The organism is Mesorhizobium loti CJ3sym, assembly GCF_000472785.1.
Taxonomy (GTDB): Bacteria; Pseudomonadota; Alphaproteobacteria; order Rhizobiales; family Rhizobiaceae; genus Mesorhizobium; species Mesorhizobium loti_E.
Genome location: NZ_AXAL01000021.1, coordinates 18,718 through 37,892, shown reverse-complemented (window position 1 = coordinate 37,892; position 19,175 = coordinate 18,718). Strand labels below are relative to the sequence as shown.

Genomic DNA, 19,175 nt, shown 5'->3' with positions numbered 1-19,175 from the left:
TGCGAAGTCAGCGCCAATGCTGTCGGCAATGGGGACGCGGGGGGGGGGAAATGCGGACGATCATCTGCGTGACGATGCTGTTTCTGTCGGTAGGCGCTGCGTTTGCCACCGGCGGTATCTGGTGCTCCGTCGACGATGCGGCGGTGAAATTCCAGGTCGATGCCGGCGTCACCACTGGCCTTGGCAGCCCGACCTTCAACTTTCGCGGCGACGTCGAAATCAAGGCGAGACCGGTCGACGATCAACTGCGAAAAACGACATTCGAGAATTCCAACCTCACCCAGTATTGGCTCGACGCCAAGGAATTGCGCTTGAATGTCTATCACGAACAGGAGGTGGCCAAGAGGTTCAGCTCGGTCGAGCTGACGATCCTGACCAAGGCCAGCGATGAAGGCGTCTATGACGGAGACTACAAGCTTGCCGTCTATGACAGCACGGCTGACAAGGACGGTGACGGCAAGACCGCCGATCTGACTGGCAAGGTCTCCTGCGGCGCCGAGTGATTGGTGGGCGGACCTAGGCCGTGATGTCGATGACGCCGCAGTCGCCGGCGGCACTGCCGAAGGCGATGCGGCGTTCTTCCTTGTCCCACATCATGGAAGTGATGGCGCCTTTGCCGGGGCGCCGCAACAGCACTTCCTTGGCATCAGCGAAGCGCGCGGCAATCACCATACCGTCGTCATAGCCGACCGCCACGACATCCTGGCTTGGATGGCACGCGACGCAGGTCACCATCGTGTTGCCGCGCGTACCGAGCTCCAGCGGCGCCTTGCCCATCGGGCCATCCTTGCCTGAAAACGGCCAGATGATCGCTGCCGGTGCACCGGAACTGGCCAGCCACTTGCCCTTGACGCTCCACGACAGGCTTTTGACCTTGCCGGGATAGCCGGTCATGCGCATGTGCTTGCCGTCGGCGAGCTTCCAGCCATGCAGCGCATTCTCCTGCATGGTGGTGACGAGGAAGGCGCCGTCCGGCGAAAAGGTGATGCCGGTATGGGCGCCGGCCCATTCGAGTTCGACAGGCTTGCCCTCGGCAGCCGGGAAATGCAGCGTCGCTCCATTGTAGCGGGCAACGCCGAAACGCATGCCCTTGGGCGAGAACGCCAGCCCCTCGACCGAACGCGGATGGGCGAATTCCCTGGTCTTGCCATCGGCGAAGCGCACGAATGCGGTCTTGCCCGTCGCATAAGCGATGGTGCCTTGCGGCCCGGCGGCAACGCTTGTGATCCACTTCTTCCCGGCTGTCGCCAGTTCCTGTGCGTCGCTGCCGGCTTTGACGGCAAATACCTTGCCGTCCTCGCCGCCAGTGATCAGCCGGTCATTGGCTACATCATGGAAGGCCGCGAGCAGCCCGTCATTGGCCTGCACCGTCTTGTGGCCATTGTCGAGCCGATGGACGGCACCGTCAGCCAGCGCGAAATGCGGCACGTCACCGAGGAAGACGGCGGCAACGCAATGACCTTCGAGGTCTAGGGGGGCGACGGTCGGCATGATTATCTTTGTGCAGTTGGACGAGGTTGCAGAAGCGGGGCTTACTCGACGCAAGAGGCTATTGTCAAAGCAGTCCCTTGGCCCGCAGATCGGTTGCGAACGTCGCCAATGGCATCACCAGGGTCAAATCCGCTCCTTGGAGGCGTTCGGCTCCGTAGCTGGCATACCATTTAGCCGCCCGCTCGCTCTTCGCATCGATGATGAGCAAGATGCCACCACCTTCTCCAGCAAGCCGCAGGCAACGCAATGCTGCGGCGGCAAGCAACTGACCTCCGAGCCCTTGCCCGGCAAAGGTGCGGTCGGTCGCAAGCCGGGCAAGCTTGAAGCCGGAAACCTCGTGTCGCGCCAAGCCTCTCGTCATTACTTCGGGAACGATTTCATGTGCAACGGCGGAGGGTGCTATTGTATAGAAGCCAAGTATCCGTTCTGGAGCCCCATCATCAATCGCACAGAACGTCTTGGCTGCGTTCTGATCATGGCTTTGTCGCGCGAAACGTCGCAGAAAGTCATTCATCTGCGCGTCACCACAATCGAAGGACGCGCGGTCGTGCCGTTTGGCAATAGGCTCCTCGTGCCAGGACGGAAGCGTCACAGAGTATCCGGCAAGGCGGCGATCGCAGCCTTGAGCCTAGCGTTGGGTTTGGGCGGGTGCTCCAAAAGGTCGAGGATGCGCTTGAAGTCGCGGTCGGCCACTTTCGTTACTTCGGCTGCGTCGATCACGGCCTGTGCTTCAGGCACGATCTTGTCGAGGATGAAGTCCGCCATATCCTTGTGCGACAGCGCAGCGGCGCGAGCGATCATCGCCTTTTGCACCGGGGGAATGCGGATCTGATAACGCTCGGTCTTGTTGTCGGCTGATCTGGGCATGGGTCATTCCTCGGCGATGCAGTGTACACATGATATGTGTACACTGCAGAAAATTCAACCCGCGCTACGGACTAGACCTGGCAGGCGTCAAAGCTCTTCTTCAGCCGCTCGGCATCCAGTTCGCGGCCGATGAACACCAGCCGGCTCTCATGCTTCTCGCCGTCCTTCCAGGCGCGCTGGTGGTCGCCCTCGATGATCATGTGCACGCCCTGGATGACATAGCGCTCGTCATCGCCCTTGAGCGCGATGATGCCCTTCAGCCGCAGGATGTTCGGACCTTCCATCTGGGTGATCTTCTCGATCCATGGGAAGAACTTTTTCGAGTCCATCTCGCCGCCGCGCAGCGACACCGACTGCACCGTCACGTCATGAATGTCGGAGGGATGCGCATGATGGTGATGATCATGCCCGTCATGATCATGGTGATCGTGGCCATCATGGTCGTGATGATCATGATCATGATCGTGGTCATGATGATGGTGGTCGTCATGCGCCTCGAGGAAATGCGGATCGTTTTCCAGCGCCCGCGACAGGTCGAAGGCGCCACGGTCGAGCACCTCGGACAGGTCAACACCGGCACGGGTGGTGCGATGGATTTTTGCCGCAGGATTGATGGCGCGAATCGTCGCCTCGACCTTGGCCAGCTCTTCCGGGGTGACGAGATCGGTCTTATTGAGCACGACGACGTCGGCGAAGGCGATCTGGTCTTCGGCTTCCTTGGAATCCTTGAGCCTGAGCGGCAGATGTTTGGCGTCGACCAGCGCGACCACCGCATCGAGCCTGGTCTTGGAGCGCACGTCGTCGTCCATGAAGAAGGTCTGCGCCACCGGCACGGGATCGGCGAGACCGGTGGTCTCGACCACGATGGCGTCAAAGCGGCCGGGCCGGCGCATCAGGCCCTCGACGACGCGGATCAGGTCGCCGCGCACTGTGCAACAGACGCAGCCATTGTTCATCTCGTAGATTTCCTCGTCGGATTCCACGATCAGGTCGTTGTCGATGCCGATTTCGCCGAATTCGTTGACGATGACCGCGTAGCGCTTGCCGTGGCTTTCCGACAGGATGCGGTTGAGCAGCGTCGTCTTGCCGGCGCCGAGATAGCCGGTGAGAACGGTTACGGGAATCTGCGTCTGTGCGTCGCTCATGGCTTGCCTCGAAATGACTGGGCCCTAGAAAATACAGGGCCACGAGAAGGGATTGTTGGCCTGATATAGGATGTGTGCCGGCCTTTTGCACGAGGCAAACCGCCTGTGCGTTTGACCCAGATGTGGAAAGCCAGAACATCGTTCGCGCCGGCAGCGCATGAGGCGACGCCGGCGCTGCAGCTTCGTCGCCGGAAACGCTTCTCGTTAATCTGAGCGGAACCCCGGCTCGCCGAACCGCTGCAATTACCTTGGCGGAAACTCGTTTGTCATCTAACTGAAATAAACATCTGGCATCACCACGGCGGGCACCGCAATGCTTGCCGGCAAAGCTGTTTGGAGCGCCGGAATCTTTTTGATCGTCGATTGCCAACCGGCCGGCTGCGTCTATGCTGCATGCACCGGTACGGCCGAAGAGGGATGACCATGGCCAAGGCGGACAAGACTGCAACAATGAGCCGGCTGCATTCGGCGGCAAGGCTGGCAAGAACCGCGCTGGCGGCCCGGCTTCTGGCGCACGGCTTCTACGCCGGCCAGGACCAGATCATGCTGGCGCTCGACCGTGAGGACGGCCAGACGCCTGGCAATCTTGCCGGTCGCCTCGGCGTGCGTCCGCCGACCATCACCAAGACCATCAACCGCCTGCAGGCGCAGGGTTTTCTGGAAAAGCGCGCCTCCGAGTCCGACGCACGTCAGGCGCACATCTTCCTCACCGAGACTGGCCGCGACACCATCCGCGCCATCGAGAAGTCGGTGAAGAAGACCGAAAAGCAGGCGCTCAAAGGCCTCGACAAGAAAGACCAGAAGGCGCTGTTCAAGCTGCTGGCCCGCATCGAGGCCAACCTCTCCAATGAGGAACTGGCACTGATCGACGACGACGCCGAGTCGGACGACTGATTGCAACAATCAGGCCGCTGCCGGGACTGACTTCCGGATCAGCGAGGACCAACGTCCCGGCGTCATGCCGAACGCCTTCTTGAATTGCCTGTTGAAATGGCTCTGATCGGTGAAGCCGGCCTCGACCGCGATCTGCGCCAAGGGCTCGCCGGTGGCAATCATTCGCCGCGCGCGCTGTAGCCGGCGCATCACCAGGAAACGATGCGGGCTGGTCGAGAAGGCGGCGCGGAAATGCCGCGACAAGGCATAGCGGTCGAGCCCGGTAATGGCTTCCAATTCGCCCGAGCGCACGGAGCGCGTTGCATTCTCCGTGAGATAGTCGCGCGCCAGCTTCGCCGCCCGCCACGCCGTCCTGGCCATCGGCTTTACCGGCTGGCCGGCATGACGCGTCAGGCTTTGCATCAGTTGCGCCAGGAAATCATCGACGAACAGTTCGTCGAGTTGCCGCTGCAACGGCCCCAGCGCCGACAGCAGGGTTGTGCAGAAGGCATCGTCCCTCACCACGGCATCCCTGACGAAGGGTAGCGATGCGCCGCCAAGGCAGTCCAGCATCAGCGATGGTTCGAGGTAAAGCATCCGGTAGCGCAACCCGTCCTCGGTGCCGGCGCCGCCATCGTGCAGCTCGTCGGGATGCAGCACGATGATCTGGCCGGGCAGGCTTAGCCGCGTCGCACCGCGATAGCGAAAGGTCTGCACGCCTTGCAGCGTCACTCCGATCGCGTAGCTGTCGTGGCGATGCATATCGAAGGCGCTGCCGTGGAACCGTGCTTCGATCCGCTCCATGCCCGCAGGGTCGGGAGCCGAGATGATGCAGTTTTCAGCCGCACTCGCGCACAAACGTCCAAGACCCTCGAAGGCCTGGCGGTCTAGTTCGAACGACATCGTCTCCTTCAGCCTCGAAATCGGGGCACAAGCTTGAATGGTCCATTTTCTCATGTTCGACACGAAATTTGCAATCGTCCTGCGGGAAGATCTGCCGGTCTGGCAGAAACTCAACGTCACCGCCTTTCTGACCAGCGGCATCGTCGCGCAGTTTCCCGACATCATCGGCGAGCCCTATCGTGACCGCACGGGCAATCTCTACAATCCGCTGTCGATCCAGCCGGTCATTGTGCTGTCGGCCGACCAGGCGACGCTCGCCGCGATCCGCCGGCGCGCGCTGGAGCGCGGCGTGACGACCTCGCTCTATGTCGAGGAGATGTTTTCCACCGGCTTCGACGCCGCCAACCGCGCCGTCTTCGCCGAGTTCGCGCCTGAAGACGCCAAGGTGGTCGGCATCGCGCTGCGCGCCGAGAAGAAGCTCGTCGACAAGATCACCAAGGGCGCCCGCATGCATGCCTAGACGGAAGGCTGCCGCCGATCGAGAACGGCGGCATACAGTGCCGCCAGAAATGCGAGTGCCGCTGATATCAGCATCGTGACGAACAGCGCTGGGATCGACCCTGCCAGGAACAGGCCGGCGATGGAGGCTATGAGTGCCCCGCCACCGATCCGCATTGCGGCGGCCAGTCCCGCGGCGGTGCCAACCAGATCCTGTCGCACCGACAAGGCGCCGCTGTTGGCGGCAGGCATGGTCAATCCATTGCCGACGCCGATGAACAGGCAAGGTCCGAAGAAGGCCAGGACGTGCGTGATGCCAAAGCTTGATAGGACCAGACCGGCCGACAGGCCGGCGCAGGTCAGAAGGCGCGCGAAAACAAGTGTGGCGCCGAGCGACGCCTTTGAGGCGTAACGCCCAGCCAGATAGCTGCCGAGAATGAAGCCGGTCGGGACCAATCCCATGTAAAGGCCGAGCTTGGCGCTCGACCCACCGAGCGCGTCACCGACGACCAATGGCGCTCCGCCCAGGAACACATAAAGCACCCCCATCGAGGCGGCCATGCACAGTGTGTAGGCCCAAAACCGCGCCGAACTCATGAGCAGCCGATAGGAGGCGATGTAATTCCCAGGCGATCTCGACAATGGCGCCCTTCTGATCTCCCGCATGGACAAGGCGAAGGCGGCTACGCCGAGGATTGCGAAGACAACGAAGCTCGATCGCCATCCGAACAGTTCGTCCAGTGACCCGCCAAACAAAGGACCGACCATGGGTGCAAGCGCCCACCCCATGGCGAGATAACCGAATTTGCTGGCGGCTTCGCGCTCATCCGATGTCTCCTTGATGATGACCAGGGCGACGGAATAGCAGGGGCCGATACACGCCTGCATCGCGCGAAACAGCAGGAAAGTGCCGATATTGGGAGCCAGCGCACAGCCGATGGACGCCGCGACAAAGATCGAGAGGGATGTCAGGACAACCGGCCTGCGCCCAAATCGGTCCGAGATTGCGCCTCCGATGGCCTCTATGACGGCAGTGATGACGGCAAAGCCGGCAACCGACAGATTGACCAATGCGAAATCGGCCTGGAAGGTTGCGGCAATGTTCGGCAGCGACGGCAAAATCATGTTCACCGGCAACACGGCCAGAGCCGAAAGCAGGATAAGGGTGATTAGTCGGGGTGGAGCAGCGGGTTCGGAGACCATCGTTCTCCCTGATATGTCTGAGCCCGGATTCCGAATGGGGTTATCGCTCGCCATGATCTCGTTCGCCTTGTCGGTGGGATTAAGGAAGGGTCTGACGAGGCGGCCCAAATTCCGGGCATAAAAAAAGGCCCCGTCAGGAGCCTGCTTACCGCGCATGGGTGCTTTCGCCGGATGGTTACACCATCCTGCCCATGCGCTCCCTTACCACGATCAAAGCGATTGCGATGTTCATGGCATCAGAGCTAGGCGGAAAGCCTGATGTCGTCAAGGCAGCATGCCTGCGACGTCGATCAGCAACAGAAATTGTGGATGTGCTGCCCTGAGGCCTGATCCGAGCCGGGCAGTCGTTTGTGACTATGCGAGACGAGGGCTGTCTAAGCCTGTCGACGCGTCTTGTTGTGCCAGGCGCTTTTGGCTTGCCGGCAAGCGACAATTCCCGCAAAGGTGGGGCTTCAGCCCAGCTTTTCCCCGGCCTGCACGTGAATGCTTCCCAAAGATATGTCGAAAGCGCGACGCCGCCGGTGGCGATCCTGTGCATGCTTAGCACCTACGTCTTCTTCACCTTCCTCGACACCTCGAGCAAATATCTCGTCCTGGCCGGCATTTCGGCGCTGATCGTCGCCTGGGTGCGCTTTGCCGTGCATGTCGTGCTGGTCGGTACGCTGCTGCGCGGCTGGCGCCAACCCATGCGGTTTCGCCCGGTCAACCTGCCGGCGCATGTGCTGCGTGGTGTGTTCCTGTTCGGCTCGACCATGTGCAACATCCTGGCGCTGCGCTCCCTGCAACTGGCCGAGACGACGTCGATCTATTTCTTCGGACCGATGGTGATCACAGCACTTGCCGGCCCGCTGCTCGGCGAATGGGCCGGCTGGCGGCGCTGGCTGGCCATCCTGGCCGCCTTCGCCGGGGTTCTGATCATCACAAGGCCAGGTGTCGGCGTTTTCGGCATCGGGCATCTCTTCGCGCTCGGCTCGATGCTGTCGAACAGCTTCTATGTCATCATGACGCGCCGCATGTCGGCGACCGAGACGTCGGAAAGCCTGATCCTGTTCTCGGCGCTGGCGCCTGCGGTGCTGCTTTTGCCGATGCTGCCGTTTTCCTTCTCGCTGCCGCATGATGGCTGGCACTGGTTCATCCTGCTCATGCTCGGCGTGTTCGGCGGTGTTGGGCATTGGCTGCTGGTGCAGGCCTATCGGCTGGCGACGACCACGGCGCTCGCCCCCTATCCCTATTCGCAGATGGTGTGGATGATCATTTCCGGCTGGATCGTCTTCAAGCAGTTTCCAGACCGTTGGACGCTGGTTGGCGCGGCCATCATCGTCGCCAGCGGCCTCTATATCGTCCACCGCGAGCACCGGCTTCGGCTGCAGAGCCGCGCTGCCTCGGATGTCGAGGCGGAAGCGCTGGCAAAAAAACTTTGATTTGCCCCCGATCGGTGGCATAACGCCGCCTTTAAACTGTTTAGGTCGGAACTCAGGTCGTTCGGGGAGCGCAAGGCGCTGGCACAAAAAATCAAGCTTTCGACGATCGCGGATGCGCTCGGCGTGTCCACGGCCACCGTCTCACTGGCGCTGCGCGACAGCCCGCTGGTTGCCGGCTCGACGCGCGACCGCATCAAGGAACATGCGCGCGCCATTGGCTATATCTACAACCGCCGCGCCGCCAGCCTGCGCACCTCGCGTTCGGGCATTGTCGGCGTCGTCGTACATGACATCATGAACCCGTTCTTTGCCGAGATACTGCGCTCGATCGAAAGCGAACTCGACCGCAGCCGGCAGACCTTCATCCTGTCCAACCATTACGACCAGCTTGAGAAGCAGCGTACGTTTATCGACACACTGCTGCAGCTCGGCGCCGATGGCGTCATCATGTCGCCGGCCATCGGCACGCCGGCTTCCGACATCCTGATGGCCGAGGAGAACGGCCTGCCGGCAGTGCTGATCGCGCGCACTGTCGAGGGCGCCGACGTGCCGGTGTTTCGCGGCGACGATTCTTATGGAACAGGCCTCGCCACCAACCATTTGATCTCGCTTGGCCACAAGCGCATCGCCATGATCGGCGGCACCGACCAGACCTCGACTGGCCGCGATCGCTATCAGGGTTATGTCAACGCCATGGACGCGGCCGGGCTGGAAGTCAGGCCGTCCTGGCGTATCGCCGGCCCGCGCACCAAGCAGGCGGGATTCGAGGCCGCCGGACAGTTCCTGGCGCTGAAGGACAGACCGACCGCCGCCTGCTGCTGGAACGACCTCGTCGCCATCGGCCTGATGAACGGCATTGCGCGTGCCGGCCTGGTACCCGGCATCGACATCTCCGTCACCGGCTATGACGATCTCGAGGAGGCCGCGATCGCCACTCCGGCGCTGACCACCGTCTGGAACGGTCAGCGCGAGGTTGGCCGCCGCGCCGCCAGCGCCCTGCTCGACAAGCTCAACGGGCAGACGGTGCGGCCCTCGCAGGAATTGATCAAGCCGGAACTGCATGTGCGCCAGTCGACCGGCAAGCCGGTGGAGCGTGCATGACCAAGGCCGAACAACTGCAAGCCGTTGCCATTCTGGTGCCGGTCGACTTCAGCGATCATGCCGTCAGGCGCATCGACCGTACCTTCAAACAAATGAGGATCGAACGCGCCGATCCGGCGCTGGTCACCGACGAGATGCGCCGCACGGTGCGTGGCATTGCCTGCTTTGCCGGCATCAGCGCGGCGATGATGGATGCATTGCCCAATCTCGAACTCATCGCCTCCTTCGGCGTCGGCTATGATTCGGTCGATGTCGGCCATGCCCGGGCGAAAAACATCATGGTCACCAACACGCCCGACGTTCTGACCGAGGAGGTCGCCGACACCGCGATCGGGCTGCTGATCAACACCGTGCGCGATCTGCCGCGCGCCGAAACCTGGCTGCGTGATGGCAGTTGGGCGAAGAAGGGCAATTATCCGCTGAGCCGGCTGACCTTGCGCGCGCGCCGCGTCGGCATTTTCGGCATGGGCCGCATCGGGCAGGCCATTGCCCGGCGGCTGGAAGCATTCGGCCTGCCCGTCGCCTACCACAACAGGCGCCGTATCGACGGTCTTTCCTACCAGTACCACCCGACGCTGAAGGGCTTGGCTGAAGCAGTCGATACGCTGATTTCGGTGGCGCCTGGCGGCGCTTCGACGCAGAAGGCGGTCAACGCCGAAATCCTGTCGGCGCTTGGCGCCAACGGCGTCTTCGTCAATATCGGCCGCGGCAGCACGGTCGACGAGACGGCGCTGGCGGCAGCGCTCGCCGATGGCACGATCGCCGCCGCCGGGCTCGATGTCTTCGCCGACGAACCGAACGTGCCCAAGGCATTGCTCGACGCGCCGAACGCTTGCCTGGTGCCGCATGTCGGCTCGGCTTCGGAACACACACGCCGCGCCATGGCCGATCTGTGCGTCGACAATCTGGTGTCCTGGTTCACCGAGCGCCGGCCGCTGACACCGGTGCCGGAGACGGCGAATGTGAAAGCGCGCGGCTGAGTGGCAAGTCGCCACATTCATTAACGCCAGCTTAACCCTTTGGAATCATTCTGCATCCTGTTCGTGTGCGTGGATGAAGAGTGATGAAAACGCTTTCCGCATTGATTGCTGCCGGCGCGCTGTTTGGCGGCGTTCAAATTTTCCATGAAGGCAATGCGGAAAGCGTCGCCACCGATGCAACTTCGTCCAACAGCTACAGGCTGGTCGCCAACGGTGATGAGGGGGCCTGCGCCGTCGTACGTGGAGCCTCGATTTCGGATGGCTTGTCCTCGTTGACGGTGTCTCCGACCTGCCGCCGGCTGTTGCCGGGCATCGAGCAGGCAAAATTCTGGCGCGAGCAGAACGATGGCACGGTCGCCTTCAGCGCCAACGGCATCGATCCGATCGTCACCTTCTCGGTTGCTGATGGCGATGGCTATGAATCCTATGCTCCAGCCATGCCATTGCTGTCGCTGGCGGTCGCCGGTGATCTGAAAACTGACGACTGATCATTCCGCGGCGGCTCGCGAGCCAGCCTTCGCCGCCGCGTGCAGGCGCACCGCATCGCCGAAGGCACGGAAGATCTTGGCCGAATTGCTGTCCGATTTGACCCAATATTCGGGGTGCCACTGGACACCGACGGCGAAGGCGCGAGCCCCCTTGACCGAAACCGCTTCAACCGTGCCGTCTGTGGCAACGGCCTCGATCTCGAGCTTCGATCCCAGCCGGTCGATCGCCTGGCGATGCAAGGAATTGACCTTGATGTCGCCGGCACCGAACACGCCGGCCAGGCAACTGCCTGCCTTGATCGAAATGGTCTGGTGGATGGCGAAGCGCTCATCCTGCTTGTCGCTCACCGGCGCGCGGTGGTCGAGCGACCCCTCGCGCTCCTGGATCTCGGTGCCCAGCGTGCCGCCGAGCGCGACGTTCAGCTCCTGGATGCCGCGGCAGATGGCGAGCAGCGGCACGCCGCGCTCGATCGCCCGGCGGATCAACGGCAGCGTGGTCGCGTCGCGCGCCGGGTCATAGGGACCGTTGGCTTCGCTGGCATCGCCGCCATAGAGCGAGGGGTGCACATTGGACTTTGACCCGGTGACCATGACGCCATCGACCGAGGACAGAAGTTCGTCGAAATCGAGCCTGTCGCCGAACGAAGGCACCAGCAGCGGGAACACGCCGGCGCCCGCAACCGCGGCTTCCAGATATTGCTGTGGGGCGGCATGCCAGGTGTAATTGTCGAACTGACGGACGTCGGTCGATATGGCGACGAGCGGCTGGTGCATTTTGGGTCTGTTTTCCATCTGGCAAGGAATGTCCTGCCTCCAAAATAGGCGATCTCAGGGCATTTTTCCATGCCAAGTTTCTACGTGTCGCATGGGCCACGAACGCCGCCGTTAGACTATAGTTGCAGGGTCGCATGGCTTGATCACCAAATCTGGCGGCCGTGCTGGACTAGACTTCTTGCCCGTGTATTGTTTCGGCCAACCGATACGGGAACCGAGGATTTCCCGAAAATCGGTCTGTTGATCCAAAAGGGAGGAACTTCATGGATCGTCGTTCATTCATTCGCAAGGCCGGCGTAACCGGCGTCGGCGCTGCCGCCGCCGCGGCCACGCTGGCAGCACCGGCAATTGCCCAGTCCAATCCCAAGGTGACGTGGCGGCTGGCGTCGTCATTCCCGAAGTCGCTCGACACGATCTATGGCGGCGCCGAAGTGTTCTCCAAGATGCTGTCGGAAGCCACCGACGGCAATTTCCAGATCCAGGTCTTCGCCGCCGGGGAACTCGTGCCCGGCCTGCAGGCTGCCGACGCCACCACGGCCGGCACGGTCGAAGCCTGCCACACGGTGGCATATTATTACTGGGGCAAGGACCCGACATGGGCGCTGGGTGCCGCGGTTCCCTTTTCGCTCAACGCACGCGGCATGAATGCCTGGCACTACCATGGCGGTGGCATAGACCTGTTCAATGAATTTCTTGCCACGCAAGGGTTGTTCGGCCTGCCGGGCGGTAACACCGGCGTGCAGATGGGCGGCTGGTTCCGCAAGGAGATCAATACCGTTGCCGACCTCTCGGGCCTCAAGATGCGCATCGGCGGCTTTGCCGGCAAGGTGGTGCAGAAGCTCGGCGTCGTGCCGCAGCAGATCGCTGGCGGCGACATCTATCCGGCTCTGGAAAAGGGCACCATCGACGCCGCCGAATGGGTCGGTCCCTATGACGACGAAAAGCTCGGCTTCTACAAGGTGGCGCCCTATTACTACTATCCCGGCTGGTGGGAAGGCGGCCCGACCGTCCATCTGATGTTCAACAAGGCGAAATACGAAGAACTCTCGCCGGCTTACAAGTCGCTGCTGCGCACCGCGGCGCAAGCAGCCGATGCCGACATGCTGCAGAAATACGATTATGTGAATCCGGCGGCGGTGAAGCGGCTGGTGGCCGGCGGCGCCAAACTGCGCCCGTTCAGCCAGGACGTCATGGCCGCCTGCTTTGAAAAGGCAAACGAGGTCTATGCCGAAATGGAAGCCTCGAACGCACCGTTCAAGAAGATCTGGGAATCGATCAAGGGCTTCCGCAAGGAGCACTATCTCTGGGCGCAGGTGGCGGAGTACAATTACGACACCTTCATGATGGTGCAGCAGCGCCAGGGCAAGCTGTAACGCTTCACTTTGGCGCCGGCTAATGACCGGAGTCTGCGCTGCCCCTCATCCGCCTGCCGGCACCTTCTCCCCGTATAGTGACGGGGAGAAGGAAGCTGCCGCCCCTTGGCGCACCTTCCTGCAACGTTGGTAATTGGCGAAGCCGGTGACGAAGGCTTATTTCTCCCCGTCACTATACGGGGAGAAGTGCCCGGCAGGGCGATGAGGGGCAGCGCAAATGCCCGATAGCCAGTACCTCAGCTTCGGCCCGGCACCACCAGCACCTTGACCTCGCCGGGCGCTGGCGGATTGGCGATCACCATTGCCGCCTCTTCGAGCGGCACTTGCCTGGAGATAAGCCGGTCGATCTCGATCGCACCGGATGCGATCAGCTCGGCGGCGCGGCGATGCGTGTAGGGATTGAGGAAGGAGCCCAGCACCTTCAATTCCCGAAACAATAGGTCGAAAGGCTCGAATTCTGCCTTCATGCCTTGCGGCGTGACGCCGACGATGACGACGGTGCCGCCGGCCCTGGCCAGCCGCATCGACTGCTCGACGGTCTCGCGCACACCAGCGCATTCGAACACCACGTCGGCGCCTCCCGGCAACAGGCCCGCCGGCCCGGCGATGGCCTCGATGACATCGGCGGCGGTGGGATCGACCGTCACTGTCGCGCCGAGCTCCTCGGCAAGCGCGCGCCGCGAAGCCTGTCTGGTCGACAGGACAATCGTCGTGGCTCCGGCCAGCCGCGCCAATTGCACGGTGAGCAGGCCGATAACGCCGCCGCCAAGCACGATCACCGAACTGCCCGGCTTGATCTCGGCCAGATCCACGCCATGCAGGCAGCAGCCAAGCGGCTCGCAGAACGCGCCATGCGTTGGCTTGAGGTCAGCCGGCAGGATGAAGGCCTGCTTCTGCGGCAGAACGACGTAGTCTGCAAAACCACCGTCGCGATGGATGCCGATGGCGTTGAGGTTGCGACAGAGATTGACGCGCTCGGCATGGCAATGGGCACATCGTCCGCAGGCGATGTTGGGGTCGCCGGTGACCCGGTCGCCGATCGAAAAGCCCGAGATACCAGCGCCGATCGCCTCGATGATGCCCGAGAATTCATGTCCGGGCGTCACCGGCGGCCTGCAGGGAAATTCGCCATGGAAAAGATGCCGGTCGGTGCCGCACACACCGCAGGCTTCGATCCGGACCAGAAGATCATCGGCGCCGGGGATGGGCTTGTCGACTTCGCGCAGTGCAATGCTGCCCACGGCTTCCAGTCGCACCGCTTTCATGGTCCTGGCATCCATCAGTTGAAGCTCGGCGGCTGGGACAGGTCCGGCTGAGGCGTAGCCGGTTGCGCGGGTGGCGTGTCGCCGAAGCTCGGCGGCTGCGAAAGGTCGGGGGTGGCAGGCGGAGCTGTGCCGCCATTGGCTGGTGCGGTGCCGTTGGCCGGCGGCGCACCGGGCGGTGACATGCCGGGTATTGCCGGCACCGTGTAGTCGATCGTGCCTGGATCGACCGTAGTCCCCTTGTAGCGCATCACCATTTGCGGGAAGGCGATCGTCAGTCCGATCATGATCACCTGGATGCAGACGAATGGCACCGCGCCCCAATAGATCTGGCCAGTCGTGACCGGCGCGATCTGCTTGCCGGTGAGGCGGTCGAGATAGGGCACGCGGGCGGCGACCGAGCGCAGGTAGAACAGCGCGAAGCCGAAAGGCGGATGCATGAAGGAGGTCTGCATGTTGACGCCGAGCAGCACGCCGAACCAGATCAGGTCGATGCCGAGCTTGTCGGCCGCCGGCGCCAGCAACGGCACGATGATGAAGGCCAGTTCGAAGAAGTCGAGGAAGAAGGCCAGGAAGAAGACGAGGAAGTTGACGCCGATCAGGAAGCCGACTTCGCCGCCCGGCAGCGAGGTCAACAGGTGTTCGACCCAGATCTGGCCGTTGACGCCGTAGAAGGTGAGCGAGAACACCCGCGCGCCGATCAGGATGAACAGCACGAAGGATGACAGCCGCGTCGTAGAGGTTAGTGCCTGCTTGATCACGTCCAGCGACAGCCGACCTTTTGCCGCCGCCATGATCAATGCCCCGACGGAGCCCATGGCGCCTCCCTCGGTCGGGGTGGCGATGCCGAGGAAGATGGTTCCAAGCACCAGGAAGATCAGCGCCAGCGGCGGGATCAGCACGATGACCACCTGCTGCGCCAGCCGCGACATCATGTTGATGTTCAGCCGCCTGTCGGCAATGGCAACGATATAGATCAGGAGCACGCCAGCCGTGGCGCCCAGAATATCGGCATTGTCGCCATGCGCCGGTGCGAGATAGCGGTACGCCGCATAGGATATGGCCACCGTTACCGCCAGCGCCACCAGCAGCGACATCACGCCATGGCCAAGCGTGCGCGCTTCGAGCGGCAGTGCCGGCACCATTTTCGGCCGGAAGATCGACACGATGAGAATGTAAAGCGCGTAGAGCCCGGTCAGGACGAGGCCAGGAACCAGCGCGCCCGCATACATGTCGCCGACCGAGCGGCCGAGCTGGTCTGCGAGCACGATCAGCACAAGTGAAGGCGGGATGATCTGCGCGAGCGTACCGGAGGCGGCAATGACGCCCGACGCCAGCCTGCGGTCATAGCCATAGCGCAGCATGATCGGCAGCGAGATCAATCCCATGGCGATGACGGATGCCGCCACTACGCCGGTGGTCGCGGCCAGCAACGCGCCGACGAAGATCACCGCATAGGCAAGGCCGCCACGGATCGGTCCGAACAGCTGGCCGATCGTGTCGAGAAGGTCCTCGGCCATGCCCGATCGCTCGAGCACGATGCCCATGAAGGTGAAGAACGGGATGGCCAGCAGCGTGTCGTTCGACATCACCCGGCTGCCGTAGAAATTGTCCGGCAGTGCATAGAGAAGCGGCCAGTCGAGATTGATCGCACCACCTGAATAGGGCGTCAGAAACACGCCGATAAAGAAGAACATCAGCCCGTTCGCGGCGAGCGAGAAGGCGACGGGATAGCCGATCAGCATGAACAGGATCAGCGAAGCGAACATGATCGGCGCCATGTTCTGGGCAATGAACTCCATCACGAGCGCACCTCGTCGGCGAGCGCCTTGGCTTCGAGCTCGGCCTGCTCGTGCACGGAAATGAAGGGGTTGGGATCGTCCATGACGCCGCGCATGATGGCGATCTTCTTGATGATTTCTGAAATGCCCTGCAGCGCGAGCAGGAAAAACCCGACCAGGAGGATAGCCTTGGCCGGCCAGACGATCAGGCCGCCGGCATTGGTCGACATTTCACCGCTGTGGAACGACAGCCTGACATAGGGGACGAAGTAAAACACCATCAGTGTCACGAACGGCATCAGGAAGAAGACGTGGCCGAGGAGGTCGATCCAGTGTTGCACACGGCGCGAAAACAGGCCGTAGACGATGTCGATGCGGATATGCTCGTTCTGTTTCAGCGTATAGGCCGCCGCCAGCATGAAGGCGGCGCCGAACAAATACCACTGCAGCTCCAGCCACGCGTTTGACGAGATGTCGAAGACCTTGCGGATGACGGCATTAGCCGCGCTCACCAGGATCGCCAGCAGGATCAGCCAGGATACCGATTTGCCGATGAATTCGTTGAGGCGGTCGATGCCTCGCGACAGAGCGAGCGGCCCTTGCATGCAGTCCTCCCTTATGGCGGAGGCGTGCCGGCTCCCCTTTTCCCGCCGTCACGCCGCGTGGCCCAACGGTATGCCGCGCGTGGCCACACGGGTCAACACGGATGGCGGCAGCAAAACGATGTTGGGTGAAGCGCGGGACGGGACAAGGGCGGTCTGCCCCGGCGTCATGCAACCAAAGTCTGATGGCTCAGACGACCTTGCCGGTGTCGCGGCCGGCGCCTATCAGGATCAGCATGGCCACCAGGAACAGGTACATCCACGCATCGCGCCATTCGATCGGGAAATAGCCGGCCCACAGTGATTCGGCCATGCCGAAGGCGGCGGCACCGAGCGCTGCCCGTGGCGGTGAGAGATAGCCGCCGACCGCGGTCACGAACAGGATCTTCAGGCCGTAGACAAGGCCGGAGCCGAAGCTGACATTGCCGTAGTAGAGGCTGGCCATGATACCAGCCAGGGCGGCGCAGAAACCGCCGAACAGCACGGCATGTCGAAAGACGCGGCGCACATCGACGCCGCACAGGGCGGCGGCTCGTGGGTCGTCGGAGACAGCCCGCCAGGCCCGGCCGAAGCTGGAGTGGGCAAACGCCCATGTGGCGAGTGCGACCGCGGCCAGCACCGACGCGCAGTCGAGCACCTGGATCAGCGTCAGCGTTGCCTTGAAGCCGGCGCCTTCCGCGAAGACGATAGGCTGGGCCAGCATCGGTGGCAGCCACAGATCATGCGTGTCGGCCGCGATGCGGCTCGCCTCCGACAAGACGATCAGGATGCCGAGCGTCGTTACCACGATCGCATTGGGCGAGCGGTCGGCCAACGGCTCGAAGACGCTGCGCGACAGGACATGGCTGACCAGCGCTGCGTAGAGCAATGCCGCGACGACGCCGAACAGCACCGACGCCAGCAGCGTCAGCCACAGCACCTGGTAGCCGAAGGCGACGCTCAGGATCATGACCTGGCCGCAAAAGGCAAACAGCGCCCCATAGGCGAGGTTGGTGCGGTGCAAAATGCCGTTGGTCAGCACGTAGCCGAAGGCGAGCAGCGCATAGAGCGCGCCCGAATGCAGCCCGTTCAGCACCTGCTGGAAGAAGTAGAGCATGCGGAGAGGTTTGCATTGCTGAATCTAACTTGTCAAATGCGATTTATCGGTTAGATTTTGTAGCATGACAGTTGCCTGGACCCCGCATCGCTTTACCGGCGGCCTGCTCGCGCTCGACACGGCCAACACCGTCGTGCTGCGCGGCGATCCGGAGCGCACATTCGACCGCTTCGCCGATCCGGTCGAAATCGCCCGCTTTGCCGACGCGGCCAGCGGCTTTCGTGCCGCCGAGCTCGGCGACAGGCGGCTTGCGGTATCCTCGCCGGCGGTGATCGCTCCGATTGTGCTGTCGATCCGCGAGACGACCGACCAGCTGTTTCGTGGTGCGGTGTCGAAGGGAGCGGTCGCCACCACCGACCTGCCCGAATTCCTGCGCGCCTGTGCCGAAGGCCTGGCCGGCAGCCGGACCGAGATCAGCGCGCCGGGAAGGCCGTTCGGCGACCCCGTGACGCCGATCGCCTTCGAGGCGGCGCTGGCGGTTTCAGCCCTTTCGCTGCTGCGCGACGACACCGTCGCGAGGCTCAGGATCTGTCCCAACTGCACCTGGCTGTTCGTCGACAGAAGCCGCAATTCCAGCCGCCTTTGGTGCGACATGGCGGTGTGCGGCAACCGGCAGAAGGCAAGTCGTCACTATCGCCGCCGACGCATGGCGGCCCATGAGGTCAAGGATGCCTAGAGGATTTTCACGGTCTGTCGTTGCCGGCGCCATGCTGATTGCCGCCGCCGCACTCGGCGCCTGCCGCGACACCGGCGGGGAGGGCAAGCTGTTCGAGGTCTCCGGCAAGATATTCGTCTTCAACTACCGGCTCGCCAGGGCAACTTATGTCGTCACACTGCGGCCCTTGCAGCCGATGGGCGAGGGCCAGGTGGCGGTTGCCAGCTTCCAGAATCCTGCCGGCGGTGCGCCGATCGTGGTCGAGCAGAAGGTCTGGCCGAAGCTCGACAAGGTGAGCCTGGAGAGCCCGGCACTGACCTGCATCGTCAAGAACAAGCCCTATGCCATCGCCATCAGCATCAAGGGCGCCGACGGTGCCGTCCTGCAGAAGATCGACACCACGCTGATGTCGACGGAAGACCAGTCGATCCTGCCCGACCGGCCGCTGGTCGTCGACCAGCTCTACACGGCCAACCCCGACCTCGTCGGCCATCCCGACGGCAAGCTGCCGGGTGAGCCGAAGCCGGACTGCTCGAAAGCCGGCTGACATCGTCTGACGACATCCAATTCGCCGGAATTTTCGTGCGCCTTCTCCCTGTCGGCGCGCGGTTTCATGCGCGGTCCAGCCCCTGCCTGACTGTTTGTTGCGCGTTGCCTGGCCCCTGCGATTTTGTTTGACCTCACTTGCAAGGGGAGAAAGGATGCGTCATCCGATCCCGACG

At 62.7% G+C, this 19,175-nt stretch carries 21 protein-coding genes; 10 read left to right on the top strand and 11 right to left on the bottom strand.

The annotated features are described in order from the left end of the window. Positions 1–50: 50 nt before the first annotated feature. On the top strand, positions 51–503 hold the full coding sequence (locus A3A9_RS0125895) for a hypothetical protein (protein WP_027061240.1): 453 nt from the start codon (positions 51–53) through the stop codon (positions 501–503). Positions 504–516: 13 nt separating this feature from the next. Here A3A9_RS0125895 and A3A9_RS0125890 read toward each other — a convergent pair whose 3' ends face one another. The 4 genes from A3A9_RS0125890 to A3A9_RS0125875 all read right to left on the bottom strand — a co-directional run bounded on the left by A3A9_RS0125890 (position 517) and on the right by A3A9_RS0125875 (position 3,503). Next, a complete protein-coding gene (locus tag A3A9_RS0125890) occupies positions 517–1,491 on the bottom strand; it encodes a WD40 repeat domain-containing protein (RefSeq protein WP_027061239.1) in 975 nt (324 codons plus the stop codon). A 64-nt stretch (positions 1,492–1,555) separates the two neighbouring features. After that, positions 1,556–2,083: an acetyltransferase gene (locus A3A9_RS0125885; protein WP_027061238.1), complete on the bottom strand. Its 528-nt coding sequence runs from the start codon at positions 2,081–2,083 to the stop codon at positions 1,556–1,558. Continuing rightward, on the bottom strand, positions 2,080–2,358 hold the full coding sequence (locus tag A3A9_RS0125880; protein ID WP_027061237.1) for a DUF1778 domain-containing protein: 279 nt from the start codon (positions 2,356–2,358) through the stop codon (positions 2,080–2,082). Before A3A9_RS0125880 ends, A3A9_RS0125885 begins: the two co-directional genes overlap by 4 nt. Before the next feature lie 71 nt (positions 2,359–2,429). Then, the gene (locus A3A9_RS0125875) at positions 2,430–3,503 is read right to left on the bottom strand and encodes a CobW family GTP-binding protein (RefSeq protein ID WP_027061236.1); all 1,074 of its coding nucleotides are present in this window, start codon (positions 3,501–3,503) and stop codon (positions 2,430–2,432) included. Positions 3,504–3,926: 423 nt separating this feature from the next. Between A3A9_RS0125875 and A3A9_RS39495 the strand changes: the two genes are divergently transcribed. Further along, complete coding sequence (locus A3A9_RS39495) at positions 3,927–4,397, top strand: MarR family winged helix-turn-helix transcriptional regulator (RefSeq protein WP_032925820.1); 471 nt, start codon at positions 3,927–3,929, stop codon at positions 4,395–4,397. Positions 4,398–4,406: 9 nt separating this feature from the next. Here the strand turns inward: A3A9_RS39495 and A3A9_RS0125865 are convergent, their stop codons facing one another. Continuing rightward, positions 4,407–5,279, bottom strand: a complete 873-nt coding sequence (locus A3A9_RS0125865) for an AraC family transcriptional regulator (protein ID WP_027061235.1) — start codon at positions 5,277–5,279, stop codon at positions 4,407–4,409. 52 nt (positions 5,280–5,331) lie between these two features. Here A3A9_RS0125865 and A3A9_RS0125860 point away from each other — a divergent pair, with 52 nt between their 5' ends. Further along, positions 5,332–5,739 carry a DUF2000 family protein gene (locus tag A3A9_RS0125860; RefSeq protein ID WP_027061234.1) on the top strand — a complete coding sequence of 136 codons (408 nt, stop codon included), beginning with the start codon at positions 5,332–5,334 and terminating at the stop codon, positions 5,737–5,739. On the opposite strand, the gene A3A9_RS0125855 is transcribed toward A3A9_RS0125860, so the two are convergent. Continuing rightward, positions 5,736–6,920, bottom strand: a complete 1,185-nt coding sequence (locus tag A3A9_RS0125855) for an MFS transporter (protein WP_245279120.1) — start codon at positions 6,918–6,920, stop codon at positions 5,736–5,738. The genes A3A9_RS0125860 and A3A9_RS0125855 overlap by 4 nt on opposite strands. 536 nt (positions 6,921–7,456) lie before the next feature. Between A3A9_RS0125855 and A3A9_RS0125850 the strand changes: the two genes are divergently transcribed. The 4 genes from A3A9_RS0125850 (at position 7,457) to A3A9_RS0125835 (ending at position 10,910) form a co-directional block, all read left to right on the top strand. Then, complete coding sequence (locus A3A9_RS0125850) at positions 7,457–8,341, top strand: DMT family transporter (RefSeq protein ID WP_033838803.1); 885 nt, start codon at positions 7,457–7,459, stop codon at positions 8,339–8,341. A gap of 78 nt (positions 8,342–8,419) precedes the next feature. Next, the gene (locus A3A9_RS0125845; protein WP_082222223.1) at positions 8,420–9,442 is read left to right on the top strand and encodes a LacI family DNA-binding transcriptional regulator; all 1,023 of its coding nucleotides are present in this window, start codon (positions 8,420–8,422) and stop codon (positions 9,440–9,442) included. Next, positions 9,439–10,422 (top strand): 2-hydroxyacid dehydrogenase, encoded by a 984-nt coding sequence (locus A3A9_RS0125840; protein ID WP_027061230.1) that lies wholly within the window; start codon positions 9,439–9,441, stop codon positions 10,420–10,422. Before A3A9_RS0125845 ends, A3A9_RS0125840 begins: the two co-directional genes overlap by 4 nt. An 83-nt stretch (positions 10,423–10,505) precedes the next feature. Next, entirely contained in the window at positions 10,506–10,910 is a 405-nt protein-coding gene (locus A3A9_RS0125835; RefSeq protein WP_033838797.1) for a hypothetical protein, read from the top strand. Here the strand turns inward: A3A9_RS0125835 and A3A9_RS0125830 are convergent, their stop codons facing one another. Beyond that, positions 10,911–11,684: a gamma-glutamyl-gamma-aminobutyrate hydrolase family protein gene (locus A3A9_RS0125830; RefSeq protein ID WP_027061228.1), complete on the bottom strand. Its 774-nt coding sequence runs from the start codon at positions 11,682–11,684 to the stop codon at positions 10,911–10,913. Between the two features lie 263 nt (positions 11,685–11,947). Between A3A9_RS0125830 and A3A9_RS0125825 the strand changes: the two genes are divergently transcribed. Further along, the gene (locus tag A3A9_RS0125825) at positions 11,948–13,057 is read left to right on the top strand and encodes a TRAP transporter substrate-binding protein (RefSeq protein ID WP_027061227.1); all 1,110 of its coding nucleotides are present in this window, start codon (positions 11,948–11,950) and stop codon (positions 13,055–13,057) included. A 236-nt stretch (positions 13,058–13,293) separates the two neighbouring features. Here the strand turns inward: A3A9_RS0125825 and A3A9_RS0125820 are convergent, their stop codons facing one another. The 4 genes from A3A9_RS0125820 to A3A9_RS0125805 all read right to left on the bottom strand — a co-directional run bounded on the left by A3A9_RS0125820 (position 13,294) and on the right by A3A9_RS0125805 (position 17,798). Then, on the bottom strand, positions 13,294–14,322 hold the full coding sequence (locus A3A9_RS0125820) for a zinc-dependent alcohol dehydrogenase family protein (protein WP_027061226.1): 1,029 nt from the start codon (positions 14,320–14,322) through the stop codon (positions 13,294–13,296). Positions 14,323–14,336: 14 nt separating this feature from the next. Further along, positions 14,337–16,124: a TRAP transporter large permease gene (locus A3A9_RS0125815; protein WP_202596411.1), complete on the bottom strand. Its 1,788-nt coding sequence runs from the start codon at positions 16,122–16,124 to the stop codon at positions 14,337–14,339. After that, the gene (locus tag A3A9_RS0125810; RefSeq protein WP_027061224.1) at positions 16,121–16,705 is read right to left on the bottom strand and encodes a TRAP transporter small permease subunit; all 585 of its coding nucleotides are present in this window, start codon (positions 16,703–16,705) and stop codon (positions 16,121–16,123) included. Before A3A9_RS0125810 ends, A3A9_RS0125815 begins: the two co-directional genes overlap by 4 nt. A gap of 187 nt (positions 16,706–16,892) precedes the next feature. Continuing rightward, complete coding sequence (locus A3A9_RS0125805; protein ID WP_027061223.1) at positions 16,893–17,798, bottom strand: branched-chain amino acid ABC transporter permease; 906 nt, start codon at positions 17,796–17,798, stop codon at positions 16,893–16,895. A 64-nt stretch (positions 17,799–17,862) separates the two neighbouring features. Between A3A9_RS0125805 and A3A9_RS0125800 the strand changes: the two genes are divergently transcribed. Further along, complete coding sequence (locus tag A3A9_RS0125800; protein WP_027061222.1) at positions 17,863–18,474, top strand: CGNR zinc finger domain-containing protein; 612 nt, start codon at positions 17,863–17,865, stop codon at positions 18,472–18,474. Next, positions 18,467–19,000 (top strand): hypothetical protein, encoded by a 534-nt coding sequence (locus tag A3A9_RS0125795; RefSeq protein ID WP_082222221.1) that lies wholly within the window; start codon positions 18,467–18,469, stop codon positions 18,998–19,000. The genes A3A9_RS0125800 and A3A9_RS0125795 overlap by 8 nt, the downstream gene beginning before the upstream one ends. Positions 19,001–19,175: the final 175 nt, after the last annotated feature.

What these genes read in the sequence shown, in the direction of transcription:
- A3A9_RS0125895 (WP_027061240.1), top strand. Translation starts at nt 51, where the DNA reads ATGCGGACGATCATCTGCGTGACGATGCTGTTTCTGTCGGTAGGCGCT.
- A3A9_RS0125890 (WP_027061239.1), bottom strand. Translation starts at nt 1,491, where the DNA reads ATGCCGACCGTCGCCCCCCTAGACCTCGAAGGTCATTGCGTTGCCGCC.
- A3A9_RS0125880 (WP_027061237.1), bottom strand. Translation starts at nt 2,358, where the DNA reads ATGCCCAGATCAGCCGACAACAAGACCGAGCGTTATCAGATCCGCATT.
- A3A9_RS0125875 (WP_027061236.1), bottom strand. Translation starts at nt 3,503, where the DNA reads ATGAGCGACGCACAGACGCAGATTCCCGTAACCGTTCTCACCGGCTAT.
- A3A9_RS39495 (WP_032925820.1), top strand. Translation starts at nt 3,927, where the DNA reads ATGGCCAAGGCGGACAAGACTGCAACAATGAGCCGGCTGCATTCGGCG.
- A3A9_RS0125865 (WP_027061235.1), bottom strand. Translation starts at nt 5,279, where the DNA reads ATGTCGTTCGAACTAGACCGCCAGGCCTTCGAGGGTCTTGGACGTTTG.
- A3A9_RS0125860 (WP_027061234.1), top strand. Translation starts at nt 5,332, where the DNA reads ATGTTCGACACGAAATTTGCAATCGTCCTGCGGGAAGATCTGCCGGTC.
- A3A9_RS0125855 (WP_245279120.1), bottom strand. Translation starts at nt 6,920, where the DNA reads ATGGTCTCCGAACCCGCTGCTCCACCCCGACTAATCACCCTTATCCTG.
- A3A9_RS0125850 (WP_033838803.1), top strand. Translation starts at nt 7,457, where the DNA reads ATGCTTAGCACCTACGTCTTCTTCACCTTCCTCGACACCTCGAGCAAA.
- A3A9_RS0125840 (WP_027061230.1), top strand. Translation starts at nt 9,439, where the DNA reads ATGACCAAGGCCGAACAACTGCAAGCCGTTGCCATTCTGGTGCCGGTC.
- A3A9_RS0125835 (WP_033838797.1), top strand. Translation starts at nt 10,506, where the DNA reads ATGAAAACGCTTTCCGCATTGATTGCTGCCGGCGCGCTGTTTGGCGGC.
- A3A9_RS0125830 (WP_027061228.1), bottom strand. Translation starts at nt 11,684, where the DNA reads ATGCACCAGCCGCTCGTCGCCATATCGACCGACGTCCGTCAGTTCGAC.
- A3A9_RS0125825 (WP_027061227.1), top strand. Translation starts at nt 11,948, where the DNA reads ATGGATCGTCGTTCATTCATTCGCAAGGCCGGCGTAACCGGCGTCGGC.
- A3A9_RS0125820 (WP_027061226.1), bottom strand. Translation starts at nt 14,322, where the DNA reads ATGAAAGCGGTGCGACTGGAAGCCGTGGGCAGCATTGCACTGCGCGAA.
- A3A9_RS0125810 (WP_027061224.1), bottom strand. Translation starts at nt 16,705, where the DNA reads ATGCAAGGGCCGCTCGCTCTGTCGCGAGGCATCGACCGCCTCAACGAA.
- A3A9_RS0125805 (WP_027061223.1), bottom strand. Translation starts at nt 17,798, where the DNA reads ATGCTCTACTTCTTCCAGCAGGTGCTGAACGGGCTGCATTCGGGCGCG.
- A3A9_RS0125800 (WP_027061222.1), top strand. Translation starts at nt 17,863, where the DNA reads ATGACAGTTGCCTGGACCCCGCATCGCTTTACCGGCGGCCTGCTCGCG.
- A3A9_RS0125795 (WP_082222221.1), top strand. Translation starts at nt 18,467, where the DNA reads ATGCCTAGAGGATTTTCACGGTCTGTCGTTGCCGGCGCCATGCTGATT.